Here is a 26,544-nt window from a genome sequence, read left to right as displayed (position 1 = left end):
AATATACAGTGATATACTAAACTTGTCAAAGTTGCAACAAGACAAAAATTAAAATTAAGATTAAAATGGAGGTATTCGTTATGGATACAAAAATGATAGGACAATTTCATGAAATGGATATAACTATGTTATCCAGTATTGAAGGAGGCAAGAATAATTGGCAAACTAATGTCTTAGAAGGTGGTGGTGCAGCTTTTGGTGGCTGGGGCTTAGGAACAGCCATTTGTGCTGCGAGTGGTGTTGGAGCGCCATTTATGGGAGCATGTGGATACATAGGAGCTAAATTTGGTGTGGCTCTTTGGGCAGGAGTAACAGGTGCAACGGGTGGATTTTGATAAAAGGAGATTTGTATGAATACTTATTATAATGTAGATGAAACAATGTTAAGTGAGATTTATGGAGGTAATTCCGGAGGAGCGGCTGTAGTTGCTGCTTTAGGTTGTGCAGCGGGTGGAGTGAAATATGGGAAGTTTCTAGGACCATGGGGCGCTGCAATAGGAGGAATTGGAGGAGCATTGATTTGTGGATATTTAGCCTATAGTGCTACATCATAAAAATGGAAGATATATTTTATGAAGGCTGTATTCTATATAATTCTCTTCGCTTTCCAAACATATCTTATTTATCTATCTATAAGTACCTCTGATAAAAAACAAAAGACTATTGAATTAACATCATTGAATTGTTTTGTCATATTATTTCTAATCTATGATAAATTATTTTTTCTCTTCATTGCCTATGTTTTTTTGATAATTTTTATATTAAACTTGTTCCGTAACTGAAAAGTTATATACGATATGAATACAAAAATGATGGAACAATTTAAGATTGTGGATACTGAAATGCTGGCTAGCATTGAGGGAGGAACTGATTGAGGAACAGTAGGAAAAGGAACTGTCTATGGAGCAGGTATCGGAGTTGCTATGTGTACGGTAGGAGGGCTCCTTACTAGTGGTTCCGCATGGGCTATGACTGCTGGCTGTGCTTGGGCTGGAGCTAAACTTGGTGGTACTTTTACTGCAATTGCTGATAATATTTGGCCATAGAAGGGAATAGAAATTATGTTTAATTACAAAATAGTAGATAATCAAGAATTAAGTAATATTTCTGGAGGTAGATTGGGAGGAGATGTAGTTGTAGGAGCCTTGTCGGGTGCATTTCAGGCAGGACAATCTTGTATTGCTGGAGACCCTCGAGCTTACTTGATTTGCGCAACAGGGGGCGCTACAGTAGGTGGCATTTTAGCTTATGGATTGAGACCACCAAAATAGTTTTAAAAAGGAATGGGTGTTGATATGTTAAATGAAACTATGATTCAGCTTATACTCATTGCAATTTGTTGTGTGTACATTATTTTTAACACCAAGGCTGATAAAAACCCAAAGAGAGGATATCGTACAGCTTTGTATCTTTTCGTTATGGCTGGTATTATATCCTATATTATGAATTATCTGAACTGGTTAGATTTTTTCTTACTGATAACTCCGATAATGTGTCTATTTAAATTTGAAGATAAATGGAGTTAGCAACATTTGACACTTCAATAGGTTATTAACTATCCTTTGGCTCATTGTCAACTGTAGTGAGTTGAAGAAAAGCTAAGATCGAGAAAAGACGAATTTCGTCCTTTCTTTTTTGAGTACGATGGGCATGTCGTGTATTTGATGTGTAAGTCCTCCGTGTGCACCCGCTACCGGTGAATTCAATAGCGATTCTCAAGCCTGACTATCGTGAGGTAGCGGGGAGAAGAAGGCATAGCGAAATCGTGGCTTAAAGAACAGGAATGTTATAGTAAGACACGTTTAGAGGATAAAGTGGCTTCACACTCTAAAGCACAAATAGGTATACTGATGGAAGAGTTAATCTATAGAGGATTACTTCAACACGCCTTTTTTAAACATTCGCGATTTGGCCTTGATTTGCTCCTTCCTTCCATTTTATTTGCACTTCCTCATTTTTCAAGCCTACCTAGTTTGTTAGATATTTCCGTCTTTGCAACATTTGGAATCATCCTTGCCGGTTTGACCCGCTATACCAAGAGCATTTATCCATCTTATGCGGTGCATGTTATCAATAATATTGTCGCGACATCACCATTTTTGCTGACTTTTTTACACAGGATATTTAGCTAAAAATAGTGGAGTAAAAATAATTATCGATTCTAAGAAGAGACTGGGACAAAAGTCTAATCTTAAATATAAAAAGCGAACAAAATCAGTTATCTAACACTCAGAATTCTGTCTTGTTCGCTTTTTTGTCTAATCTATCGATTTTAAAAATTTATAATATAGAATTCCTAAAATCAAAATCTTTTTGTCCCAGTCTCTTCTTATTAGTTGATTGGGAAGATTGTGCTCTTTGAGTAATTCAAGATGTTTCGATGACAATTCAAGATTTGGATGAAAAAAATTAATAAACGATGATATACTAAACTTGTCAAAGTTGTAACAAGACAAAAATTAAAAATAAAAAAGGAGTATTTGTCATGGATACAAAAGTGTTGTCACAATTTGAAATTATGGATACTGAGATGCTTGATCATATAGAGGGTGGGGATGTATCTGGTATTTATAGAGGGTATGCTTATCAGGACAGTCCATTTGGTTCTTACCCTTCTATATTAAAAAATTCAGGTCCTTTCCCAGTAAGTGGGTACTGCCCGCGTGGTTATCGTGACCTTGGTTATATAGGAGCAGGTTTTCATTTATGTGGAATATAGGCTGAAATATAAGAAATGAGGAAGAATTTCTATGAAAAAGTATCAGCTTCTATTCAAAACAAGTGCAATTTTATCCTACCTATTTTTCGTATTTGGTCTTTCTCAGCTGACGCTTATCGTCCAAAACTATTGGCAATTTTCTTCTCAGATAGGCAATTTATTCTGGATTCAAAATATCTTGAGTTTACTTTTTATTGGAGTCATGATTGTGGTTCTTGTTAAGACAGGCCATGGTTATCTCTTTCGCATTCCAAGAAAAAAATGGTTTTGGTATTCGATTTTGACAGTATTAGTGGTAGTGTTCCAGATCTCTTTTAACGTTCAGACAGCTAAACATGTTCAGTCAACTGCGGAAGGTTGGGCTGTATTGATTGGTTATAGTGGGACTAACTTTGCAGAGCTAGGTATTTATATAGCCCTGTTCTTTCTGGTTCCACTGATGGAAGAGTTAATCTATAGAGGATTACTGCAACACGCTTTCTTTAAGCATTCGCGATTTGGTCTTGATTTGCTTCTTCCTTCTATTTTATTTGCTCTCCCTCATTTTTCAAGCCTACCTAGTCTGTTAGATATCTTCGTCTTTGCAACAGTTGGAATCATCTTTGCTGGTTTGACCCGCTATACCAAGAGCATTTATCCATCCTATGCGGTGCATGTTATCAATAATATCGTAGCGACATTACCATTTTTGCTCACTTTTCTACATAGGGTCTTGGGGTGAAAAAACCAAAAGGTTTACTTTTCAGCCATAGAGGAGTTCATCATGTATAAACACTTATTTTTTCTAGATTCAAAAACTTTAGACTGGTTGACACCTTATATTCTAGTCTTGGCTTCTGATACCATTGCCTTTAATGTTTTTGTGTTAACCTTTGTATCTGCGGCGGTCTTTTCTTCCCTGAATCCCATGTTAGCTTTTATGGCTATATTCTTAGGAGCTGGTTATGTTATCGGATTTTGGTTACTAAAATGGTTTGTTTTGGAAAGACTAGAGCTAAAGGATGACTTGTAGGAAAGTTTGTTTGTTGAGGAGGATAGCTTTATGGCCATTTTCAATAAGTGTCATGCCTTGTTTTTTGGATTTTTAGTATTTGCAATCGTTGGTGCAGCGGGTTATTCCATTAATCAAGGGGATTATTTTCAACACCAGTACACATTCATTATTATAAAGAGTCTCTTGCTTTTCCTTAGTTTTGGCTATGCGAGATGGTTTGATATGATTTCTTTTGGGATTTTAAGTAAGAAACAACTCTTGCTGTTCATTGGAATCTTTCTTCTCACGGTGCTGGTAAATATAGGCTATTATGCTTTTTTCTCAGTTGCATCTGGTGCCTCGGCTCAACACCTTGAGGAAACGAGTAAAGGGCTTCCGCTTTCCTTTATTGTAAGTGTTATAGTTTTGGGACCAATCCAGGAGGAACTCATGTTCAGAGGACTTCTTCAGGGGGCTATATTTGAAAATTCTTGGTTAGGGCTTGTACTGACTTCCTCTCTCTTTTCTTTCATGCATGAACCTTATGATGTGCCTTCGTTTTTCTATTATCTACTTGGGAGCTTGTTGCTGGGCTTTGCTTACAAAAAGAGCCAAAATTTGTGGGTTTCTACTCTAGTCCACATGTCTTACAACAGTTTGCCACTTTTAACTTATTTCTAAAAATCATGAAAAGGTAAGCAGAAAGACGGTGCTTGCCTTCTTTAAGCTATAATGATAGCCTGAATCAATTGAGATGCTTTTCTTTGGGAATCGGGTGTGAAGCGGTTGACGAATAGACCAAAAACTAGTAGAATAGTAAGGAAACTTTATACGGAGGAAAGAAATGGACTTGGGTGATAATGAGCTAACGCTGACCCCTATCCCTGGGAAGAGCGGCAAAGCTTATATGGGAAGCTACCCTGATGGGAAGCGCGTCTTTGTAAAAATGAACACCTCTCCAATCCTACCTGGCCTAGCCAGAGAACAAATCGCTCCTCAATTACTATGGACTCGTCGTTTGCCAGATGGCCGTGATATGTGTGCTCAGGAATGGCTGACGGGCAAAATCTTGACCCCTTACGATATGAATCGCAAGCAGATTATCAATATCTTGAACCGTCTTCACCGCTCGCGTCCCTTGATGAAGCAGTTGAGCCGTTTGGGATATACCATGGAAACACCAGTTGATTTGCTACGTTCTTGGCAGCAAGGAGTTCCAGAAATCTTGAAGCAGAACCACTATTTGAACAGTGTGATTGCGGAGCTAGGTAAGACGGTTCCAGGTTTTAGAGAAGACCATGCAACGATTGTGCATGGGGATCTTCGTCATAGTAATTGGATTGAGACAGAGAGTGGACTCGTTTATCTAGTGGATTGGGATTCGGTTCGTCTGACGGATCGTATGTTTGATGTGGCGCATTTGCTATGCCACTACATTCCGGATCATCAGTGGCGCCAATGGTTGAGAGACTACGGCTATAAGTACAATCAGACAGTGTTAGATAAATTGTATTGGTATGGTCAGTATTCTTATTTGAACCAGATTGCCAAATACTGTGAAAATCAAGATTTAGACAATGTAAACCGGGAGATTTATGCCTTGCGTGTCTTCCGTGATAAGTATGGAAAGAAGAGATGAGAGTTAGAAATCGTAAAGGGGCGACAGAATTACTAGAGGCCAATCCCCAGTATGTAGTCCTCAATCCCTTGGAAGCAAAAGGGCAATGGCGAGACTTGTTTGGAAATGATCATCCTATTCATGTTGAAGTTGGAAGTGGGAAAGGGGCCTTCGTATCAGGAATGGCCAAGCAAAATCCTGACATCAACTACATCGGGATTGATATCCAAAAGTCGGTATTGAGTTATGCCTTGGATAAGGTATTAGAAGTTGGAGTGCCCAACATCAAGTTGCTGTGGGTAGATGGTTCAGATTTGACTGACTACTTTGAAGACGGTGAGATTGATCGCCTCTACCTAAACTTTTCAGATCCCTGGCCTAAAAAACGCCATGAAAAACGTCGTTTGACTTACAAGAGTTTCTTGGATACCTTCAAGCGCATCTTGCCTGAGAATGGGGAAATCCATTTCAAGACAGACAATCGTGGCTTGTTTGAGTACAGCTTGGTAAGCTTTTCTCAGTATGGGATGAAAATCAATGGTGTTTGGCTAGACTTGCATGCCAGTGATTTTGAAGGCAATGTCATGACGGAATATGAGCAAAAATTCTCCAGCAAAGGTCAAGTGATCTACCGAGTTGAAGCAGAATTTTAAGAAATAGCTTGAAAACCAGCTGTTTGAGTGCTAATGCTTTACATAAATTGACAAACGTGCTATACTGATAGTAAGAATATGAGAAAGAGAGGCGGGGAAATATCTTCGCCTCTTGCTTATGAGGAGGTGGACGCAATCGCAACAATCGTAGAATTAGTCAGAGAAGTTGTAGAACCTGTCATCCAAGCGCCTTTCGAACTCGTGGATATCGAGTATGGAAAGATTGGCAGTGACATGATTCTCAGTATTTTTGTAGATAAACCTGAAGGAATTACCTTGAACGACACGGCAGACTTGACAGAAATCATCAGTCCTGTCCTAGATACCATCAAGCCTGATCCCTTCCCAGAACAATATTTCCTAGAAATCACCAGTCCAGGCTTGGAACGTCCTTTGAAAACCAAGGATGCTGTCGCTGGAGCGGTTGGGAAATACATTCATGTCGGGCTCTACCAAGCCATCGATAAGCAAAAAGTCTTTGAAGGAACTTTGGTATCCTTTGAAGAGGATGAGTTGACAATGGAATATATGGATAAAACGCGCAAGAAAACAGTCCAAATTCCATATAACTTAGTATCAAAAGCACGTTTAGCAGTAAAACTATAGAAAAGAAAGGATAGCTTTTGAGGATTCAAAAGTAAAAAGAACATGAGTAAAGAAATGCTAGAGGCCTTCCGCATTTTGGAAGAAGACAAGGGAATCAAAAAAGAAGACATCATCGACGCAGTAGTAGAGTCGCTTCGTTCCGCTTATCGCAGACGCTATGGTCAATCTGACAGCGTAGCTATCGACTTCAATGAAAAGACAGGTGACTTTACTGTCTATACTGTTCGTGAAGTTGTTGATGAAGTATTTGATAGCCGTTTGGAAATCAGCTTGAAAGATGCTCTTGCCATTAATTCAGCCTATGAACTTGGTGACAAAATCAAGTTTGAAGAAGCACCAGCTGAGTTTGGTCGTGTAGCAGCCCAATCTGCTAAACAAACCATCATGGAAAAAATGCGCAAGCAAACACGTGCTATCACTTACAATACTTACAAAGAACATGAACAAGAAATCATGTCTGGTACGGTAGAACGCTTTGACAACCGTTTCATTTATGTTAACCTTGGTAGCATCGAAGCCCAATTGTCAAAACAGGACCAAATCCCTGGAGAAGTCTTTGCTTCCCACGACCGTATTGAGGTTTACGTTTATAAAGTTGAAGACAACCCTCGTGGTGTCAACGTCTTTGTTAGCCGAAGTCATCCTGAAATGATCAAACGCTTGATGGAGCAAGAAATTCCAGAAGTGTATGATGGAACTGTTGAAATCATGAGCGTGGCTCGTGAAGCTGGTGACCGTACGAAAGTTGCCGTTCGTAGCCACAATCCAAACGTGGACGCTATCGGGACAATCGTTGGACGTGGTGGTGCCAATATCAAGAAAATCACCAGCAAATTCCACCCAGCTCGCTACGACGCCAAGAGCGACCGCATGATTCCTGTCGAAGAAAACATCGACGTTATCGAGTGGGTAGCAGATCCAGCTGAGTTTATCTACAATGCTATCGCACCGGCAGAGGTTGACCAAGTTATCTTTGATGAAAACGACAGCAAACGTGCCTTGGTCGTTGTACCTGATAACAAGCTTTCTCTTGCTATCGGTCGTCGTGGACAAAACGTTCGCTTGGCGGCTCACTTGACGGGTTACCGTATCGATATCAAGTCTGCCAGCGAATTTGAAGCTATGGAAGAAGCAGGTCAAGTTGATTACGCAGCTGCGGATGAATTGATCGAAGAATAAAAGCTGCTAGAGGAGGGAAAGATGAAAACAAGAAAAATCCCTTTGCGCAAGTCTGTTGTATCCAATGAAGTGATTGATAAGCGTGATTTGCTCCGCATTGTCAAGAACAAAGAAGGACAGGTCTTTATCGATCCGACAGGCAAGGCCAATGGCCGTGGCGCTTATATCAAGCTAGACAATGCAGAAGCCCTAGAGGCAAAAAAGAAGAAAGTCTTTAACCGCAGCTTTAACATGGAAGTGGAAGAAAGCTTTTATGACGAGTTGATCGCCTATGTTGATCACAAAGTGAAAAGAAGAGAGTTAGGACTTGAATAAGCAAAAGATAAGTAATCTCTTGGGACTTGCTCAACGAGCAGGCCGGATCATATCGGGTGAGGAATTGGTGGTTAAAGCCATCCAAGACCAGAAAGCCAAGCTAGTCTTTCTAGCCAATGATGCTGGTCCCAATCTGACCAAGAAGATTCAAGATAAAAGTGACTATTATCAAGTAGAAGTTATAACCGTGTTTTCAACACTGGAATTAAGCATAGCAGTCGGAAAATCGAGAAAGGTTTTGGCTGTGACAGATGCTGGATTTACAAAGAAAATGAGGTCTCTTATGGAATAGAAGAGGAGGACATGATTTGTCTAAGAAAAGATTGTACGAAATCGCAAAAGAACTTGGAAAAGAAAGTAAAGAAGTTGTAGCGCGTGCAAAAGAGTTGGGCTTGGATGTGAAAAGCCACTCATCGAGCGTGGAAGCTGCTGCTGCTGAGCAAATCGCAGCTAGCTTTAAACCTGCACCTGCTCCTAAGGCAGAAGCAAAACCTGCAGCACCAAAAGCAAGTGTAGAAAAGAAAGCTGAAAAGCCTGCATCATCTAAACCAGCTGCCGCAAAGGAAGAAAGCAAATCAGCTACACCTGCAGCTCCTAAGGAAGAAAAAGTAGTGGCCGCAAGACCACAGAGTCGAAACTTCAAGGCGGAGCGTGAGGCGCGTGCCAAAGAGCAGGCAGAGCGACGCAAACAAAACAAGGGCAACAACCGTGACCAACAACAAAACGGCAACCGTCAGAAAAATGACGGCCGTAATGGTGGTAAACCTGGTCAAGGGAACCGCGACAATCGCCGATTCAACGACCAAGGGAAAAAACCACAAGGTCAAGGGAATCGTGGCAATGATCGCCGTCAGCAACAAGACTTCCAGCCCAAGCAAGGTGGTCCACGTGTTGACTTTAAAGCCCGTGCAGCAGCCCTAAAAGCAGAGCAAAATGCAGAGTACGCACGCTCAAGCGAGGAGCGCTTCAAACAATCGCAAGCTGCCAAAGAAGCCTTGGCTCAAGCTAACAAACGCAAGGAGCCAGAGGAAATCTTTGAAGAAGCTGCTAAGCTAGCTGAACAAACGCAGCCAGCTGTAACAGTAGCTCCTGTAGCGAAAGAAGCGCCAGTGGATACACGTCGTAAAAAACAAGCTCGACCAGACAAAGAACGTGACGATTATGATCACGAAGAAGATGGTCCTAGAAAACAACAAAAGAATCGAAGTAGTCAGAATCAAGTGAGAAATCAAAGAAATAGTAACTGGAATAACAACAAGAAAAATAAAAAAGGGAACAAGCAAAACAACCGTAACCAGACTCCAAAACCTGTTACAGAGCGTAAGTTCCATGAATTGCCAACAGAATTTGAGTATACAGATGGTATGACTGTTGCGGAAATCGCAAAACGTATCAAACGTGAACCAGCTGAAATCGTTAAGAAACTCTTTATGATGGGTGTCATGGCTACACAAAACCAATCCTTGGATGGGGAAACCATTGAACTCCTCATGGTGGATTATGGTATTGAAGCCAAACAAAAGATTGAAGTGGATAATGCCGACATCGAACGTTTCTTTGTCGAAGATGGCTATCTTAACGAAGATGAATTGGTTGAGCGTCCACCAGTTGTAACCATCATGGGACACGTTGACCATGGTAAAACAACCCTCTTGGATACCCTTCGTAACTCTCGTGTTGCGACAGGTGAAGCAGGTGGTATCACTCAGCATATCGGTGCCTACCAAATTGTGGAAAATGGCAAGAAGATCACCTTCCTTGATACACCAGGACACGCGGCCTTTACTTCTATGCGTGCGCGTGGTGCATCTGTTACCGATATTACCATCTTGGTCGTAGCGGCCGACGATGGGGTTATGCCTCAGACTATCGAAGCCATCAACCACTCAAAAGCGGCCAACGTTCCAATTATCGTGGCTATCAACAAGATTGATAAACCAGGTGCCAACCCAGAACGCGTTATCGGTGAATTGGCTGAGCATGGGGTTATGTCAACAGCTTGGGGTGGAGATTCTGAATTTGTTGAAATCTCAGCTAAATTCAACCAAAATATCGAAGAATTGTTGGAAACAGTCCTTCTTGTAGCTGAAATCCAAGAACTCAAGGCAGACCCAACAGTGCGTGCGATCGGTACAGTTATCGAAGCTCGTTTGGATAAAGGGAAAGGTGCGGTCGCAACCCTTCTTGTGCAACAAGGTACCTTGAATGTCCAAGACCCAATCGTTGTCGGAAATACCTTCGGTCGTGTCCGTGCTATGACCAATGACCTTGGTCGTCGTGTCAAGGTTGCAGGCCCATCAACACCAGTTTCTATCACAGGTTTGAACGAAGCGCCAATGGCGGGTGACCACTTTGCCGTTTACGAAGATGAAAAATCTGCGCGTGCAGCAGGTGAAGAGCGTGCAAAACGTGCCCTCATGAAACAACGCCAAGCTACCCAACGTGTCAGCCTTGAAAACCTCTTTGATACACTTAAAGCTGGTGAGCTCAAGTCAGTTAATGTCATCATCAAGGCCGACGTACAAGGTTCTGTTGAAGCCCTTTCTGCCTCACTTCAAAAGATTGACGTAGAAGGTGTCAAAGTTACCATCGTTCACTCAGCGGTCGGTGCCATCAATGAATCTGACGTGACTCTTGCCGAAGCTTCAAATGCCTTTATCGTTGGTTTCAACGTACGCCCTACACCACAAGCTCGTCAACAAGCGGAAGCTGACGATGTAGAAATCCGTCTCCACAGCATTATTTACAAGGTTATCGAAGAGATGGAAGAAGCTATGAAAGGGATGCTTGACCCAGAATTTGAAGAAAAAGTTATCGGTGAAGCAGTTATCCGTGAAACCTTCAAGGTATCTAAAGTGGGAACCATCGGTGGATTCATGGTTATCAACGGTAAGGTTACCCGTGACTCGAAAGTCCGTGTTATCCGTGACGGTGTCGTTATCTATGACGGTGAACTCGCAAGCTTGAAACATTACAAAGACGACGTTAAAGAAGTTACAAACGGTCGTGAAGGTGGATTGATGATTGATGGCTACAATGATATCAAGACTGATGATGTGATTGAGGCCTATGTCATGGAAGAAATCAAACGATAATAGAGAAACGATAGCTCATTTGACTCGTTGTCAACAGCGCCTTGATGAACTTTAGTTCTATCAAAGGCTTGTTTCCTAGATTCAAATGGCTCTAGTTCCTCTATCTAACAGAAATAGCTAGGTCTGCTGGCCTAGCTTTTGGTTCAAAGTAGAGAAAGGAATATCATGGCAAATCATTTCCGTACGGATCGTGTGGGCATGGAAATCAAGCGTGAAGTCAATGAGATTTTGCAAAAGAAAGTCCGTGATCCGCGTGTCCAAGGTGTGACCATCACAGATGTTCAGATGCTAGGTGACTTGTCTGTAGCCAAGGTTTACTACACCATTTTGAGTAACCTTGCTTCGGATAACCAAAAAGCTCAAATCGGGCTTGAAAAAGCAACTGGTACCATCAAACGTGAACTTGGTCGCAATTTGAAATTGTACAAAATCCCAGATTTAACCTTCGTCAAAGATGAGTCCATCGAATATGGAAACAAGATTGACGCAATGCTACGCAATCTGGATAAGAACTAATACTCTTCGAAAATCAAATTCAAACCATGTCAGCGTCGCCTTTCCGTACTCAAGTACAGCCTGCGGCTAGCTTCCTAGTTTGCTCTTTGATTTTCATTGAGTATAAGAAAGAGGGGATTCCCCTCTTTTTTCTTGTCGGAGTAGTTTGTTTGCTAATCATCGATATATTGCCCTTGTAAAACGCAGTTTAAAAAATTTGTAAATTTCAAATAGTATGATATGATAAAGCTTGATATAAATGAAAAACGGAGAGATATATGGCTAAACAAGATATAGCTATGCAAGTACTACAACAAGTGGTGAAACTACCCGTAGTCAAAGTTGATCGAGAGAAATTTTTAGTAGAAAAGTTTTCCAAGGAATTAGATCGCAAGGATATTGCAACCTTATTAGAACAAGGGCCAACTTCTTTGTTACCTCAGGAAAGCTTGGATCGCGTGGCAAAGGCCTGTATTAAGGACAATGTCCTGTTAGCCAGTGGAACTTCGGTTTTGGCAGGTTTACCTGGAGGCCTTGTCATGGCGATTACTATTCCGACAGATGTAGCCCAGTTTTACGCTTTTTCGTTAAAGCTAGCTCAGGAACTAGGGTATATTTACGGATTTGATGATCTCTGGGCATCGCGCAATGAGTTAAGCGAGGAAGCTAAAAACACACTCCTACTGTATCTCGGTGTGATGCTGGGAGTAAATGGCGCAGGTGCCCTGCTTCGATCAGGCGGTGTGACAGTAGCCAAGCAAGTCATAAAAGTAGTGAACAAGAAAGCCTTGACAAAAACTCTTTGGTATCCAATTTTAGAAAAAGTTTTGAAAATTTTTGGTGTCAATCTGACAAAAGGAGGCCTAGCTAAAGGGATGGGGAAAGTGATTCCTATCCTAGGTGGAGTCATTTCTGGTGGCTTAACCTTTGCGACCATGAAACCGATGGGAGAAAGATTGCAACAGGAATTGTCCAAGCTAGTCAACTACAATGAAGTGCAATATCAAAGAGACGTTGATACTATCCGAAAAGAGGTCGAAATCATCGAAGGAGAGTAATATGGGATTCATTAAAATTCTGACCAAGACTTACGGGAATTACTTTTTTGTGATGCAAAGCATCAAAGTCCTGAAGAACATGAAAAAAGACGACAATGCTCTAGTAGGTTTCGGGAAAGTACTGCTTGCTGACAAGTTGATGGATGTAGCCCAGTGGCTCGCAAAACCAGATGATAAGGAATAACTTGAAATGAAAGAAACTAGCAGGAACTCTTCTGCTAGTTTTTTAATCTCTTCCCATATGGTATAATATAAGCAGTAAAATCATTTTATACTCTTCGAAAATCTCTTCAAACCACGTCAGCTTCACCTTGCCGTAGGTATGGTTACTGACTTCGTCAGTTCTATCCACAACCTCAAAACACTGTTTTGAGCAACCTGCGGCTAGCTTCCTAGTTTGCTCTTTGATTTTCATTGAGTATTAGAACATACATGGAGGTCGTCATGGACAATATCATCGATGTGTCAATTCCCGTTGCAGAAGTGGTAGACAAGCACCCAGAAGTCTTGGAAATCCTAGTGGAGCTGGGTTTTAAACCACTTGCTAATCCCTTGATGCGCAACACAGTCGGTCGCAAAGTATCGCTGAAGCAGGGTTCTAAGCTCGAAGGAACTCCTATGGACAAGATTGTCCGCACGCTAGAAGCGAACGGCTATGAAGTGATTGGATTAGACTAATGGCAGATGAACGGATTCATATCCTACGGGATATTTTGTTAGAATTGCACAATGGCGCCTCTCCTGAGTCAGTTCAGGAGCGTTTTGATGCGACCTTTACAGGTGTGTCAGCCATCGAGATTTCCCTCATGGAGCACGAGCTGATTAACTCAGACTCAGGTGTCACCTTTGAAGATGTTATGGAACTCTGCGATGTCCATGCCAATCTTTTTAAAAACGCTGTTAAGGGCGTTGAAGTAGAGGATACCGAGCACCCAGGTCACCCAGTTCGCGTCTTCAAGGATGAAAATCTGGCCCTCCGTGCAGCCTTGATTCGCATTCGAAGATTGTTGGATACCTATGAGTCTATGGAAGACGAGGAAATGCTGGCAGAGATGCGAAAGGGCTTGGTCCGTCAAATGGGGCTTTTGGGGCAATTTGATATCCACTACCAGCGCAAGGAAGAGCTCTTTTTCCCCATCATGGAGCGCTATGGACACGATTCACCTCCCAAAGTTATGTGGGGAGTGGATGACCAGATTAGGGAACTCTTTCAGACAGCTCTAGCGACGGCTAAGGCACTACCAGAAGTGTCGATTAGCAGTGTAAAAGAAGATTTTGAAGCTTTTGCGACAGAGTTTGAAAGTATGATTTTCAAGGAAGAGTCCATCCTTCTCATGATTCTCCTCGAGTCCTTCACTCAGGATGATTGGCTTCAGATTGCGGAGGAGAGTGATGCTTATGGCTATGCCATCATCCGTCCGTCAGAAAAATGGGTGCCAGAGCGCCAGAGTTTCGTTGAGGAAAAGAGCGCAGAGGAACCCGTGCAGCTAGACACGGCTGAGGGTCAAGTTCAGCAAGTTATCGATACACCAGAAGGGCAGTTTACCATTACCTTTACCCCTAAGGAAAAGGAAGCAGTGATGGACCGCCATAGTCAACAGGCTTTTGGCAATGGCTATCTCTCCGTCGAGCAGGCAAATCTCATCCTCAATCACCTTCCTATGGAGATCACCTTTGTCAATAAAGACGATATTTTCCAGTATTACAATGACAATACGCCAGCTGATGAGATGATTTTCAAACGGACGTCGTCCCAAGTCGGGCGCAATGTAGAACTCTGCCATCCGCCCAAGTACCTAGAAAAGGTGAAGGCCGTTATGAAAGGTCTTCGTGAAGGGGTCAAGGATAAGTATGAGATGTGGTTCAAGTCGGAGTCGCGAGGCAAGTTTGTCCACATTACCTATGCCGCAGTACACGATGAAAACGGGGAATTCCAAGGCGTGCTAGAGTATGTTCAGGATATTCAGCCCTACCGTGAGATTGATACGGACTATTTCCGTGGATTAGAATAAGGAGAATCAATGAGTTACGAACAGGAATTTATGAAGGAATTTGAAGCCTGGGTCAATACCCAGATTATGATCAACGATATGGCGCACAAGGAAAGTCAAAAGGTCTACGAGGAAGATCAAGACGAGCGTGCCAAAGATGCCATGATTCGCTACGAAAGTCGCTTGGATGCCTACCAGTTCTTGCTGGGTAAGTTTGAAAACTTCAAAGCAGGCAAGGGATTTCATGATCTGCCAGAAGGCTTGTTTGGTGAGCGAAACTATTAAAATTCAGATACTTTCTTGATTTTTTGCCAAAATCTTGATAAAATATTTTTATTAAATCCTTGTCAGAGCAGGGATTTTTTATTGAAAGGATTTTATCATGTCAAAGAAACTCCAACGTAAAAAACAATTGCGAAATAGCCTTCGTCGTTCAGGTGCATTTTCAACTACAGTGACCAAAGTTGTAGAAGAGACCAAAAAAGTCGTGAAACATGCAGAACAGTCTGCTAGCCAAGCAGGAAAGGTTGTCTCTAAAAAAGTGGAACAAGCTGTAGAAGCGACTAAGGAACAAGCTCAAAAAGTAGCCAATTCAGTAGAAGATTTCGCAGCTACTTTGGGTGGCCTCTCAGTAGATCGTGCTAAGACTTTCTATGATGAAGGCATCAAGTCGGCTGCTGACTTTAAAAACTGGACTGAAAAAGAACTCCTTGCCTTGAAAGGAATCGGCCCAGCTACGATTAAGAAATTAAAAGAGCACGGAATCAGCTTCAAGTAATCTTTCTTGCCCCTTGCATTTCCGAGAAAAACTTGCTACAATAGAGCCATTAGAGGTGTTTTGGATCCCACATTTTACAGAAAGTGGCGGTGCTGAGAAGTCCACAAATGTGTCAAAACTGGTTGCTGATGGATGAAAAATGAAATAATATTGTCTTTTTATTATAAAGATGAGAGTTGCGGGCCTTGCCCGAAATTGGGTGGTACCGCGGATTAGCACATTCGTCCCTGTCATGGATATGGCAGGGGCATTTTTTATGGGAAGCGAGGGAGAAAGATGATAATAGCTGAGTTACCAGAACGTTTAGAAACCGAACGGCTAGTCTTACGAGTCCGTACCGTGGCTGATGTTGTGGATATCTTTGACTATGCCAGTAGGCCAGAAGTTTCCTACCCAGCAGGCTTTCCGCCCGTCAAGACCTTGGAAGATGAGATTTATTATCTGGAGCATATTCTGCCCGAGCGCAATGAAAAGGACAATCTCCCAGCTGGTTACGGCATAGTGGTTAAAGGGACCGATACTATCATCGGCTCTGTTGATTTCCCTCGTCGTCACGAGGATGATGTCTTGGAGATTGGCTATATCTTACATCCAGACTATTGGGGTCTAGGTTATGTTCCAGAAGCTGCGAGTACCTTGATTGATTTAGCTTTTAAAGAACCTGGTCTTCACAAGATTGAGCTGACTTGTTTTGGCTACAATGTCCAAAGTCAACGAGTCGCAGAAAAGCTTGGCTTTACCCTTGAAGCTCGTATCCGGGACCGCAAAGATGCCCAAGGAAATCGCTGTGACAGTCTGATATATGGTTTGCTGAGGAGTGAGTGGGAGAGTTTTTAATGAGTAAGATATATTCTTGTTTTTATATGCTTTAAGGGAGACATGATGAGAAGTAGTCATAATCAAATATTAGATGCTTGGATTACAGTAGAACAATTATCAGAAGGGAATATTGAAAAAAGTGATTCTAAGTATAAGATTTTTCAAGGTGATGATTATCAATCAATATTAAAAGATTTTTTTAAACGTCAAAAATTAAAATCCAGTTCAGGGATTGCTGTTTATTGTGGAATTTTCCCTTTTCGAAAAATTATTGAAGTGTTAAGAGGCAAATACAATTTAAAGGCGACGGAGGAAGAATTGGGAAGAGCTTCTTATAAATTTACTTTTGCTCTATACTTTGATAAAGATTTGAAGTTCTTAGCTGATAAGTTTTTTTTAACCATGAGTGGGCAAATTTTCAAAAATGGGGAATTGCCTAAAGATTTCTTAATAGCAGAAAATGAGCTTCGAGAACAGTTAGGTCAGGCGTTTCTTGATGGAGAGTTCAATGAAGTTTTTAGTAAACTTCTCAAAAAGTATGAGATTTCACCAAGTGATTGCAGATATTATTTTGTTAAGAATTTTGCTGACGAAATAAATTTACATTCATTTTTTCTAAAGGATTTGAAATATGCAAAATCAATTTATAATGAAAATCTCAATCGTTATTTATCAGGATTCGATTCTGTAAGGGTTAATCTGGACGGCAATAAAGAATCATCCTATTTTAATCCCAAAGATTTAGAAACTATACTTGAACCGAAAAATTATCCATTAGGAAGATTTCCTAGTAACCCTAAATATGCTCTTTCCATGATGCAACAAGTAGCTGTAAATTTAGCTTCGAATGTGGATGAAGATATGAGAAGTGTCAATGGTCCTCCGGGGACTGGTAAAACGACACTTTTAAAAGATATTTTTGCAGATTTGGTAACGGAACAGGCGAGAATTATTAGTGAATTATCGGCTCCTAAGCTTAAAGGGAATCTAGTTTGTCATGACAAACTAGATCTTATTGCAAAATTACCAAAAGAAATTGCAGAAAAAGGAATCGTAGTTGCAAGTTCTAATAATGGTGCTGTTAAAAATATTGTTAATGAATTACCCCAAGGAAAAGAAATTTATCAGAAATTAAATTGGTTAGATGAATTAAAGAAAATTGATTATTTTGCTGAAATCAGTAATGATTTATTGTTAGAAGATGAAAATGTTTCTAACGACAAAAAATATTGGGGATTGTTTTCGATAGAAGGTGGAAAAAAACAGAATAGAGACCGTCTGCAAAATGTTTTAAAAGCAATACGACAAGAGTTGAATTCGGATAAATTTCAATCGAATCCATCAGTATACGAAGAGTTTAAAATTCAATATCAGAAGCTATTTGATAAAAGAGAAAAGATGCAAGATATAGCAGATAAGATTCGATTGCATGTAAAATTGAAAAATGCTTACCAGCAGGTTGAGATAGAGTTTCATCAGGATGATGCCCAAAGATGTTCAGAACTATCTAAAATACGGGATAAACATATTCAATTAGAAAATAGTAAAAAGGAAATAGAATCTGAGCTGTTTGAGCATGAGCGTCTTATTTCTATGTTAAATGTTAACAAACAGATAGCAGCACAAGATGTTGAGTTGATAAAATTACAAGCTCCACGTTTCTTATGGTTAAAAAGACTTTTCACACCATCGAAATTAGATACTTATTTTACGAGATTGAATCAAGCGCATGAAAGTCTAAAAGCAGAACTGAAGAAAGTACATGATGAAAGTCAATATTGCCACGGTTTGCAAAAAGAGATAAAAATGCATGAACTTGAATTAAATCAATTGAGTCAAAGGCAACAGAGGTATAATGAATGGAAATCTAAACAAGAAGATAAATTAATTCGTCATCAGGAAAAAATTTTGAAATTACAATCGGAACTTGCTACATACCCTATTAAAAAGTTGAATTTTTCTGTTCCATATGAAGAATTACAAGTATCAAATTTTTGGTTTGATGATGACTATCGAGAAGAGCAGAGTCGTTTGTTTATTAAAGCACTGGCAGTTAGGAAGCAATTTATATATGACAATAAAAAGCATTTTGAAAAAGCATTATGGATTTGGGAGAAGCCTCAAAACTATTCAATGAGAGATAATGCTAGTGATTTATATAAAGCTGCGTGGGATTGGGTCAATTTCACTGTTCCAGTTATTAGTACAACTTTTGCAAGCTTTAATTCCATGTTTCGGTGTTTGCCTGAAAATAGTATCGGTAATGTATTTATTGATGAAGCTGGTCAGGCATTACCTCAAGCAAGTGTGGGGGCTATTTTTAGAAGTAAACGTATTATGGCTGTTGGAGATCCTTCTCAAATACAACCAGTACAGACTATGGATAAAAATATTTTAGGATTTTTAGCACAGCACCACAAGATAGCCACTAAATATCTTGTATCATCAACGCAAGAATTGATGGATTCTGCTAGTAGATATGGTTTTAAAAAACAAGATGGGACATGGATAGGACTTCCTCTCTGGGTTCATCGTCGTTCTAGTGATCCGATGTTCAGTATTTCCAATAAAATTTCTTATGATAATTTAATGGTTCAAGGAAAGGAAGAAGCTCGAGGTCTGGGAGAATGGTTTGACGTTGGTGGAGGTGCTAAGGATAAATTTGTTCCTGAGCAAGCTGATTATTTGAAAGAAGAGTTGCAGAAAAGACATGAGGAATTTGATGATATTTATGTCATTACTCCTTTTAAAAATGTATCGGTTCAACTAGCAAAAGAACTAGATAAAATCGGTTTCACAAAGCGGGAAAATGGGAAACCTATAAATGTAGGGACGGTACATACTTTCCAAGGAAAAGAAAATAAGATTGTATATTTTGTGCTTGGAGCAGATAATATGAGTGAGGGGGCTGCTCGCTGGGCTGTCTCTGAACCCAATATTTTAAACGTTGCAGCGACTAGAGCTAAAGAAGAGTTTTATATTATTGGAAATAAATCTCTTTACAAAGCCACACAGAGCCCTATTATAAGAGATACTATTGACATTTTAGATGCTTATCAAAGTAGCTTAGAAATTAACTAGAAAGGACAAACACATGTCTAAAGAACTTTCACCTAAATACAATCCAGCCGAGGTTGAGGCTGGTCGTTACCAAAAATGGCTTGATGCCGATGTTTTCAAGCCTTCAGGAGATCAAAAAGCTAAGCCTTATTCAATCGTGATTCCACCACCAAACGTGACTGGTAAACTTCACCTTGGTCACGCTTGGGATACAACTTTACAGGATATCATCATCCGTCAAAAACGTATGCAAGGTTTTGATACGCTTTGGCTTCCAGGGATGGATCATGCTGGGATTGCCACTCAAGCTAAAGTTGAGGAACGTTTGCGTGGTGAGGGCATTAGCCGTTATGACCTCGGTCGTGAGAAATTCCTCGAGAAAGTCTGGGAATGGAAAGACGAATATGCCACTACCATCAAGGAACAATGGGGCAAGATGGGGCTCTCTGTAGACTACTCTCGTGAGCGTTTCACTCTTGACGAAGGCTTGTCAAAAGCTGTTCGCAGGGTTTTCGTGGACCTTTACAAGAAAGGCTGGATCTACCGCGGTGAGTTTATCATCAACTGGGACCCAGCAGCTCGCACAGCACTTTCTGATATCGAGGTGATTCACAAGGATGTCGAAGGTGCCTTCTACCACATGAACTACATGCTGGAAGATGGCTCACGCGCCCTTGAAGTTGCGACAACTCGTCCGGAGACCATGTTTGGGGACGTTGCCGTTGCGGTCAATCCAGAAGACCCACGCTACAAGGATTTGATTGGTCAAAACGTCATCCTTCCAATCGCTAATAAACTCATCCCAATCGTTGGGGACGAACACGCCGATCCTGAGTTTGGTACTGGTGTCGTGAAAATCACGCCTGCCCACGATCCAAATGACTTCTTGGTTGGCCAACGCCACAACTTGCCACAAGTCAACGTCATGAATGACGATGGAACTATGAACGAGCTTGCCTTCGAATTTGCTGGCATGGACCGTTTTGAAGCTCGTAAGGCAGTCGTTGCTAAGTTGGAAGAAATCGGTGCCCTTGTTAAAATCGAAAAACGTGTCCACAGTGTTGGTCACTCAGAGCGTACAGGTGTTGTGGTTGAACCACGCTTGTCTACGCAATGGTTCGTCAAGATGGACCAATTGGCGAAAAATGCAATTGCCAACCAAGACACAGAGGACAAGGTAGAATTCTACCCGCCTCGTTTCAACGATACCTTCCTCCAATGGATGGAAAATGTCCATGACTGGGTTATCTCTCGTCAGCTCTGGTGGGGGCACCAAATCCCTGCTTGGTACAATGCTGAGGGTGAAATGTACGTCGGTGAAGAAGCACCAGAAGGTGACGGATGGACTCAGGACGAAGACGTCTTGGATACTTGGTTTAGTTCTGCCCTTTGGCCATTCTCAACCATGGGCTGGCCGGATGTCGACTCAGAAGACTTTAAACGTTATTATCCAACATCAACTTTGGTGACTGGTTATGATATTATTCCGTTCTGGGTGTCTCGGATGATTTTCCAAGGTTTGGAATTTACTGGCAAGTCGCCATTCAAAAATGCCTTGATTCATGGTCTCATTCGTGATGAGCAAGGACGCAAGATGTCGAAATCTCTCGGTAACGGGATTGACCCAATGGATGTCATCGAGAAATATGGTGCCGATGCCCTTCGTTGGTTCCTTTCAAACGGTTCTGCACCAGGGCAAGACGTGCGCTTCTCTTATGAGAAAATGGATGCGTCTTGGAACTTCATTAACAAGATCTGGAACATCTCTCGCTACATCCTCATGAACAATGAAGGCTTGACTCTTGAGCAAGCAACTGCCAATGTCGAAAAAGTTGCCAACAAGGAAGCTGGCAATGTCACTGACCGCTGGATTCTCCACAACCTCAATGAAACCATCGGAAAAGTCACTGAAAACTTTGATAAGTTTGAGTTTGGTGTGGCTGGCCATATCCTCTACAACTTTATCTGGGATGAGTTTGCGGACTGGTATGTTGAGTTGACCAAGGAAGTCCTTTATAGTGATAATGAAGAAGAGAAAGTCATCACACGTTCTGTTCTCCTTTACACCTTGGACAAGATCCTTCGTCTCCTTCACCCAATCATGCCATTCGTGACAGAGGAAATCTTTGGGCAAATCTCAGAAGGCTCTATTGTCACAGCAGAATACCCAATTGTCAACCCAACCTTTGAAGACCTGACGGCTCACACAGGCGTAGAAAGCCTCAAAGACTTGATTCGCGCCGTTCGTAATGCGCGTGCGGAAGTAAACGTAGCACCAAGCAAGCCTATCACCATCCTTGTTAAGACAAGCGATAGCGACTTGGAAGCCTTCTTTAACAGTAATGTCAACTACATCAAACGCTTCACAAATCCAGAACACTTGGAAATTGCATCAACCATCCTTGCACCTGAACTCGCGATGTCAAGCGTTATCACAGGAGCAGAAATCTACTTGCCACTAGCAGACCTCCTCAATGTCGAAGAAGAATTGGCTCGTCTCGACAAGGAACTGGCTAAATGGCAAAAAGAACTGGATATGGTAGTCAAGAAGCTCTCTAACGAACGCTTCGTAGCCAATGCCAAACCAGAAGTCGTCCAAAAAGAACGCGACAAACAAGCCGACTACCAAGCTAAGTACGACGCGACCGTCGCACGTATTGATGAGATGAAGAAATTGGTGAAATAAACACAGAAAGATAAACCTAAATATTATGATTTAGGTTTATCTTTCAACATTTTTTGATAACGCTTACTTTTTGATAAAAGGAAAAATTTTTATGAGAATTGATAAAATTACTATCGAGGGATATAGACGCTTTAATAAGAGTGCAATAAATTTAAATCATGGAAATTTTGCTATTTTAGCAGGAGCTAACAATAGTGGAAAAACTTCTCTGATTCAGTTGCTAGACATTATTTTTAATAATAAAACAAGAAAATCAGAGGGTTTTAAAGATTTTTCTATCACATTAAAATCCCTGTTGGATAACAGAGTCAAGGAATTAGATTTTTCCTCAGATTTTAATGACGAAAAGTTCATTGAATTTATAGATTATATTAATGAACAAATAAAAATAAAAGTTCAATTTGAATTGTCCTATGACTTGGAAGAATCAATTGGTTTATTTGCAAACTACCTCATGGATCTTGATGATGATAAGCGGAATTTTTATTTTGAATACAATTATAAACTCAATGCAGAGGCAATAAAAGAAGAATTTGTTAAACAAGATACCAAATCAGCTACAATACTTCAAGAAATCATAGAACAAAATACAGAAAGTATTTATTTTTATGCTGATAAGGATTTCAATAATAAGAAAATTATTGAATATAAAGATTTTAAAAAATTATTCCATTTTGAATATATATCTGCTGATAGAGAACTAGATGATGAAAATCTTAAAAATAAAAAGATAACTACATCAATTATTTCATCATCCGATTCTACTAACCGTGATTCTGTATGGGATAGTAAATTTAATGAATTGAAAAATAAAATAGCTAATGATTTGGCTGAATCAGAAATTGATTCTAGTTTTCAAAACGAAACACAAAATATTTTATCTGACTTAAAAGATAGTCTAGATAATGTATCAAAAAATGAAATTGAAGCTTTAGAAGCGAAATTTCATTTTAACGAAAAGAACTTATTGAACTTGATTAAGGATAGTTTATTAATTAATTATTCACATAGTACTGATGATTTTTTGTTTAATTTAACTGAAGAATCCCAAGGTCTTGGTATTAGTAATTTGATTTATATGAGTCTTCAAATTGATAGATTTAGTAGAACTATTCAACCAAATACTGTAAATTTATTTGTTATAGAAGAACCTGAAGCACATATGCATATACAAATGCAGAAAGTGCTAGTTAGTTATATTGAAACGATTTTTAGTAGCAAAAAAAATCTACAGGGGATTATTACAACTCATTCCACTGAAATTGTGAAAAATGTAGATGTTAATGATATAAAGGTAATTCGTTCAGAAAAAAACTTTATGAATCGTATTGTTGATTTACATCAATTTATTAACAATAATGGAGAAAAAGAATTTTATGAAACATTCTTTAAGCTAAATTTCGCAGATTTAATTTTTTCAGATGCTGTTATTTTTTATGAAGGAGATGCAGAGCGAATGTATTTTGAAAGTTTGATTAATAGAAAAAATTCAAAGTACAGTAATTTAGCTCGTCAATATTTAAGTTATTGTCAATGTGGTGGTGCTTATGCACATAAATATTTTCCACTATTAAATGAATTGAGAATGATGGCCTGTGTCTTTACTGATATTGATTACGATAAAGAAAGAGAGGAATTAGAGGGAATAGATAGTGATAAATCTTCTAATACGACTTTAAATTCAATATTACCTGCTGACAATAAAGATGTTGCCGGCATTTATCAACAACAAAGTCAAGATAGAGAAAAGAATATAGAAATTTTTACCCAAACAGATAAAGATGGATATGCTAGAACATTAGAAGATGCTTTATTATATAAAATGATTTCTCCAACAGAGGAAATAGAAAGTGTGTTTGAAAAATTTAACAAATCGGAGTGGGACAAATTTAATGAATCTTTTGAATTGAGACTACCTAAAATTACTTCTGGTAAAGAGTGTAGCATGAAGAGAGAGGAAATATATAATAGATTAGATATATCAAAAGAAAATAGGAAAATTGACTATCTGAGAGATAACCATCCTGAAGAGTATGCTGAGTATGAGGAATTCAAAGAAAATTGTGAACCAAAACGTTCAATAAGGGATTTAGTTTCAATTATTGATAAAACAAATCTAATGTACTCAATTATTTTTAAAGATAAAGTAATTGAAGTGTTGCCTAATTATATCGAGGAGGGATTAACGTGGCTCAACAACAAAATAACTTCTACAATATAAATGCTCCTGCTGGAAGTGGCAAAACTTACTTTATTAGTAAAACTATTAATGGAATTTTAAATAATGAACCATTTGTTAAAATTTTGTGTATTACCTATACTAATAGAGCTTCAGAGGTAATGCAGAAAAGAATTATTTCTCCAAATGTTGAAATATCAACTATTCATAGTTTTTTAAACGATTTTTTAAAGCCGTTCTTTAGTAACGATAAAATTATAAATTTTTATTTTGAAATTTATAAAGAAGAAATTAAAACTACACTCGATAACAGTGGGACATTAGTAGAACGGTATAAGGAAAGATTTTCAGTAGATGGCGATGTTTCTGAAGAAATAATAAAATCAAATTTGAAAATTTATTACAATGAGCGTCAGAGTTCTTTTGTGTTAGATGGAGGTTTATCTCATGACGATTTATTATACTTTTCATTTAAGTTAATAGAAAGATTTCCTAAAATTGGTTTTAAATTGCGTGAAATGTATAATTACATTTTCATAGATGAAGTTCAAGATACAAGTACAGAAGTTTTGAGGTTTTTTTATAATTCTGCTAGGGGCAGTTCAACAAAAGTATATTTTCTTGGGGATAAAATGCAAGAAATTTATAACAAATATGATGGTTCATTTGAAAGTGAATTTGGTGAATTTGATAGTAGCCTCTCTCAAACCTTTACCACAAATTATCGCTCTTCTAAAGAAATAGTTGATCTGTTAAATCATTTATACTTATCTGTTTCTAGGGTTCCACAGAACTCTTATATAGGTAAAAAAGGTCAATTACCTCAATTGGTCTCTACAGATAATATTGAGACGTATTTATCTAATAATAGCGAAGTTTACAAGAAGTTTTATAAATTAAGAACTGTTAATAGTAAGAGGTTCGATAACATTAATAATAGTGGGAAATCTGCTGAAGAAATCTATAAAAAATATCAGAAAATATACCCTAATAATGGTCGTATTAGTGTAATGGATGTTCTGGTTAACAGTAACTATGATGAAAATCCTGATGAGCTAATGTCTTTTCTAAGTTTGCTATTTCAAGTATTGAGTGAATATCATAATAAAAATTATGGCGAAATGATACGACTATTAAAAAATAGTAAAAAAAACTTACCTTTTGGTAAATCTATTTCAGTTTTTGATAGTAGCCTTTTGAAAATTGAATTTCATGAGGATAAGGTAAAGCTGAAAGAAAAAATGGATGTCTTTGTTAGGCTTCTGAAATCTAAGGAACCTTTAGGAATTGTAATCCAAGAATTGGTAACTAAAAAAGTTATTGGTAATGACTTTTATAAATTTATATTTTTATATGACAAAAACGGAGATTTTCTTTATACTGATTTATTTTGCTCTTCAATTGAATTATTTAAACTAATAGATGTATATAATAGAAACCCTATGGTGTCAACACAACATGGGGTTAAAGGAGAAGGACATAAAAAGATATTATTTGTAGCTGAAAATTCAAATAATCCAGGTATCAAGATATATGAGTTTCTGAACCTGTTTGCATGTTTTTATACTCAAAATAAATTTAATTTTGATAGTTTTCAACAGTTTTATTATGATTTTAATCGTGATATTTTATCACTAGAAGAGAAACTAGAAAAAAAAATAAGTAAAATTAAAGCAGGGGATAGAAAACAATACTTTGATGATTTTCAAAATATCTATAACAAGTATTTAGATAATGAATACTTTAAATTTATCTGCTTGAATCAAAATACGCTTCAATTTCAAGAGAAAACTTGTCTCGCGGATATGAAAATTATATTTAACAATAATACGGTTAGATCTGTTTTAACAGCTTACAAACTTTTTTATGTTGGTTGCTCCCGAGCTGAAGAAGAATTAATAGTATTGATTGATGCAAATCAAATTGACAATATGGAGGAATTTAAGAATTGTTTCAAACAAATTGGGTTTCAGATATAAATAAATACAAATCTGAAATTCGAATTTTTAATGGGTGTGTAGAAATTAATATTACATGATTCAAAAATGTGGAATTATAGATATACCTCAGTTAGTAGATATCCTCAATGTTAAAGATGAACTGGCCTGTCTCGATAAGAAACTACTCTCTAACGAACGCTTCGTAGCCAATACCAAACCAGAAGTCTTCCAAAAAGAACGCGACAAACAAGCCGACTATCAAGCTAAGTACGACGCGACCGTAGCGCGTATTGATGAGATGAAGAAACTCGTGAAATAAACACAGAAACACGGCTAGATGCCGTGTTTTTCTGGTATAATGAATATACAGATTCAAAGGA

At 39.0% G+C, this 26,544-nt stretch carries 28 protein-coding genes and 2 pseudogenes; all 30 read left to right on the top strand.

Features of this window, described 5'->3' with window-relative positions; all coding sequences use genetic code 11:
- Positions 1-80: 80 nt before the first annotated feature.
- Complete coding sequence (gene blpM, locus M1G01_RS07540) at positions 81-335, top strand: two-peptide bacteriocin subunit BlpM (protein WP_000379951.1); 255 nt, start codon at positions 81-83, stop codon at positions 333-335.
- 15 nt (positions 336-350) lie between these two features.
- Positions 351-554 carry a Blp family class II bacteriocin gene (locus M1G01_RS07535; protein ID WP_001099737.1) on the top strand — a complete coding sequence of 68 codons (204 nt, stop codon included), beginning with the start codon at positions 351-353 and terminating at the stop codon, positions 552-554.
- Positions 555-797: 243 nt separating this feature from the next.
- Positions 798-875, top strand: a complete 78-nt coding sequence (locus M1G01_RS09655) for a bacteriocin class II family protein (RefSeq protein ID WP_345773263.1) — start codon at positions 798-800, stop codon at positions 873-875.
- A gap of 48 nt (positions 876-923) precedes the next feature.
- Entirely contained in the window at positions 924-1,046 is a 123-nt protein-coding gene (locus M1G01_RS09650; protein ID WP_282184881.1) for a hypothetical protein, read from the top strand.
- A gap of 15 nt (positions 1,047-1,061) precedes the next feature.
- Entirely contained in the window at positions 1,062-1,271 is a 210-nt protein-coding gene (locus tag M1G01_RS07530; protein ID WP_247931529.1) for a bacteriocin, read from the top strand.
- Between the two features lie 576 nt (positions 1,272-1,847).
- Positions 1,848-2,132, top strand: a pseudogene (locus M1G01_RS07525) (CPBP family intramembrane glutamic endopeptidase); the annotation flags it as partial.
- Between the two features lie 353 nt (positions 2,133-2,485).
- The gene (locus M1G01_RS07515; RefSeq protein WP_282184880.1) at positions 2,486-2,719 is read left to right on the top strand and encodes a ComC/BlpC family leader-containing pheromone/bacteriocin; all 234 of its coding nucleotides are present in this window, start codon (positions 2,486-2,488) and stop codon (positions 2,717-2,719) included.
- A gap of 31 nt (positions 2,720-2,750) precedes the next feature.
- Positions 2,751-3,440, top strand: coding sequence for a CPBP family intramembrane glutamic endopeptidase (locus tag M1G01_RS07510; protein ID WP_070800398.1), 690 nt, complete (start codon positions 2,751-2,753; stop codon positions 3,438-3,440).
- A gap of 42 nt (positions 3,441-3,482) precedes the next feature.
- Positions 3,483-3,731, top strand: coding sequence for an immunity protein BlpZ (blpZ, locus tag M1G01_RS07505; RefSeq protein WP_061454541.1), 249 nt, complete (start codon positions 3,483-3,485; stop codon positions 3,729-3,731).
- Positions 3,732-3,761: 30 nt separating this feature from the next.
- On the top strand, positions 3,762-4,373 hold the full coding sequence (locus M1G01_RS07500; RefSeq protein ID WP_070800399.1) for a CPBP family intramembrane glutamic endopeptidase: 612 nt from the start codon (positions 3,762-3,764) through the stop codon (positions 4,371-4,373).
- Between the two features lie 163 nt (positions 4,374-4,536).
- Positions 4,537-5,331 carry a cell cycle regulator CcrZ gene (gene ccrZ, locus M1G01_RS07495; protein WP_000363019.1) on the top strand — a complete coding sequence of 265 codons (795 nt, stop codon included), beginning with the start codon at positions 4,537-4,539 and terminating at the stop codon, positions 5,329-5,331.
- Positions 5,328-5,963, top strand: coding sequence for a tRNA (guanosine(46)-N7)-methyltransferase TrmB (gene trmB, locus M1G01_RS07490; RefSeq protein ID WP_247931528.1), 636 nt, complete (start codon positions 5,328-5,330; stop codon positions 5,961-5,963). The genes ccrZ and trmB overlap by 4 nt, the downstream gene beginning before the upstream one ends.
- A 126-nt stretch (positions 5,964-6,089) precedes the next feature.
- Positions 6,090-6,569, top strand: coding sequence for a ribosome maturation factor RimP (gene rimP, locus M1G01_RS07485; RefSeq protein WP_247931600.1), 480 nt, complete (start codon positions 6,090-6,092; stop codon positions 6,567-6,569).
- A gap of 42 nt (positions 6,570-6,611) precedes the next feature.
- The gene (gene nusA, locus M1G01_RS07480; RefSeq protein WP_000032277.1) at positions 6,612-7,748 is read left to right on the top strand and encodes a transcription termination factor NusA; all 1,137 of its coding nucleotides are present in this window, start codon (positions 6,612-6,614) and stop codon (positions 7,746-7,748) included.
- 21 nt (positions 7,749-7,769) lie between these two features.
- The gene (rnpM, locus tag M1G01_RS07475; protein WP_000857560.1) at positions 7,770-8,063 is read left to right on the top strand and encodes an RNase P modulator RnpM; all 294 of its coding nucleotides are present in this window, start codon (positions 7,770-7,772) and stop codon (positions 8,061-8,063) included.
- Positions 8,056-8,355: a YlxQ-related RNA-binding protein gene (locus M1G01_RS07470; protein ID WP_049485014.1), complete on the top strand. Its 300-nt coding sequence runs from the start codon at positions 8,056-8,058 to the stop codon at positions 8,353-8,355. The genes rnpM and M1G01_RS07470 overlap by 8 nt, the downstream gene beginning before the upstream one ends.
- Before the next feature lie 16 nt (positions 8,356-8,371).
- Positions 8,372-11,158 carry a translation initiation factor IF-2 gene (gene infB, locus M1G01_RS07465; RefSeq protein ID WP_247931527.1) on the top strand — a complete coding sequence of 929 codons (2,787 nt, stop codon included), beginning with the start codon at positions 8,372-8,374 and terminating at the stop codon, positions 11,156-11,158.
- 165 nt (positions 11,159-11,323) lie between these two features.
- Positions 11,324-11,674, top strand: coding sequence for a 30S ribosome-binding factor RbfA (gene rbfA, locus M1G01_RS07460; protein ID WP_001273599.1), 351 nt, complete (start codon positions 11,324-11,326; stop codon positions 11,672-11,674).
- A gap of 257 nt (positions 11,675-11,931) precedes the next feature.
- Complete coding sequence (locus M1G01_RS07455; protein WP_001118422.1) at positions 11,932-12,711, top strand: hypothetical protein; 780 nt, start codon at positions 11,932-11,934, stop codon at positions 12,709-12,711.
- A 1-nt stretch (position 12,712) separates the two neighbouring features.
- A complete protein-coding gene (locus tag M1G01_RS07450) occupies positions 12,713-12,895 on the top strand; it encodes a hypothetical protein (protein ID WP_000505783.1) in 183 nt (60 codons plus the stop codon).
- Positions 12,896-13,155: 260 nt separating this feature from the next.
- Entirely contained in the window at positions 13,156-13,389 is a 234-nt protein-coding gene (locus M1G01_RS07445) for a DUF1858 domain-containing protein (RefSeq protein WP_000368739.1), read from the top strand.
- Positions 13,389-14,723 (top strand): DUF438 domain-containing protein, encoded by a 1,335-nt coding sequence (locus tag M1G01_RS07440; RefSeq protein ID WP_247931526.1) that lies wholly within the window; start codon positions 13,389-13,391, stop codon positions 14,721-14,723. The genes M1G01_RS07445 and M1G01_RS07440 overlap by 1 nt, the downstream gene beginning before the upstream one ends.
- Positions 14,724-14,732: 9 nt before the next feature.
- Complete coding sequence (locus M1G01_RS07435) at positions 14,733-14,987, top strand: DUF1912 family protein (protein ID WP_000119707.1); 255 nt, start codon at positions 14,733-14,735, stop codon at positions 14,985-14,987.
- A gap of 97 nt (positions 14,988-15,084) precedes the next feature.
- Positions 15,085-15,480 (top strand): helix-hairpin-helix domain-containing protein, encoded by a 396-nt coding sequence (locus M1G01_RS07430; RefSeq protein ID WP_000038709.1) that lies wholly within the window; start codon positions 15,085-15,087, stop codon positions 15,478-15,480.
- A 276-nt stretch (positions 15,481-15,756) separates the two neighbouring features.
- Positions 15,757-16,317, top strand: a complete 561-nt coding sequence (locus M1G01_RS07425) for a GNAT family N-acetyltransferase (protein WP_247929980.1) — start codon at positions 15,757-15,759, stop codon at positions 16,315-16,317.
- 45 nt (positions 16,318-16,362) lie between these two features.
- Complete coding sequence (locus M1G01_RS07420; RefSeq protein ID WP_247929981.1) at positions 16,363-19,380, top strand: AAA domain-containing protein; 3,018 nt, start codon at positions 16,363-16,365, stop codon at positions 19,378-19,380.
- Between the two features lie 13 nt (positions 19,381-19,393).
- Complete coding sequence (locus M1G01_RS07415) at positions 19,394-22,045, top strand: valine--tRNA ligase (protein WP_247931525.1); 2,652 nt, start codon at positions 19,394-19,396, stop codon at positions 22,043-22,045.
- 91 nt (positions 22,046-22,136) lie between these two features.
- Positions 22,137-24,266, top strand: a complete 2,130-nt coding sequence (locus tag M1G01_RS07410) for an ATP-dependent nuclease (RefSeq protein ID WP_247931524.1) — start codon at positions 22,137-22,139, stop codon at positions 24,264-24,266.
- Positions 24,233-26,203 carry a UvrD-helicase domain-containing protein gene (locus tag M1G01_RS07405; RefSeq protein WP_247931523.1) on the top strand — a complete coding sequence of 657 codons (1,971 nt, stop codon included), beginning with the start codon at positions 24,233-24,235 and terminating at the stop codon, positions 26,201-26,203. Before M1G01_RS07410 ends, M1G01_RS07405 begins: the two co-directional genes overlap by 34 nt.
- A 91-nt stretch (positions 26,204-26,294) precedes the next feature.
- Positions 26,295-26,483 (top strand): annotated as a pseudogene (locus M1G01_RS07400) (hypothetical protein); the annotation flags it as partial.
- Positions 26,484-26,544: the final 61 nt, after the last annotated feature.

The sequence above is a fragment of the Streptococcus oralis genome (genome assembly GCF_023110055.1).
Classification (GTDB): Bacteria; Bacillota; Bacilli; order Lactobacillales; family Streptococcaceae; genus Streptococcus; species Streptococcus oralis_BY.
This window is presented reverse-complemented; position numbering and strand designations above follow the sequence as displayed.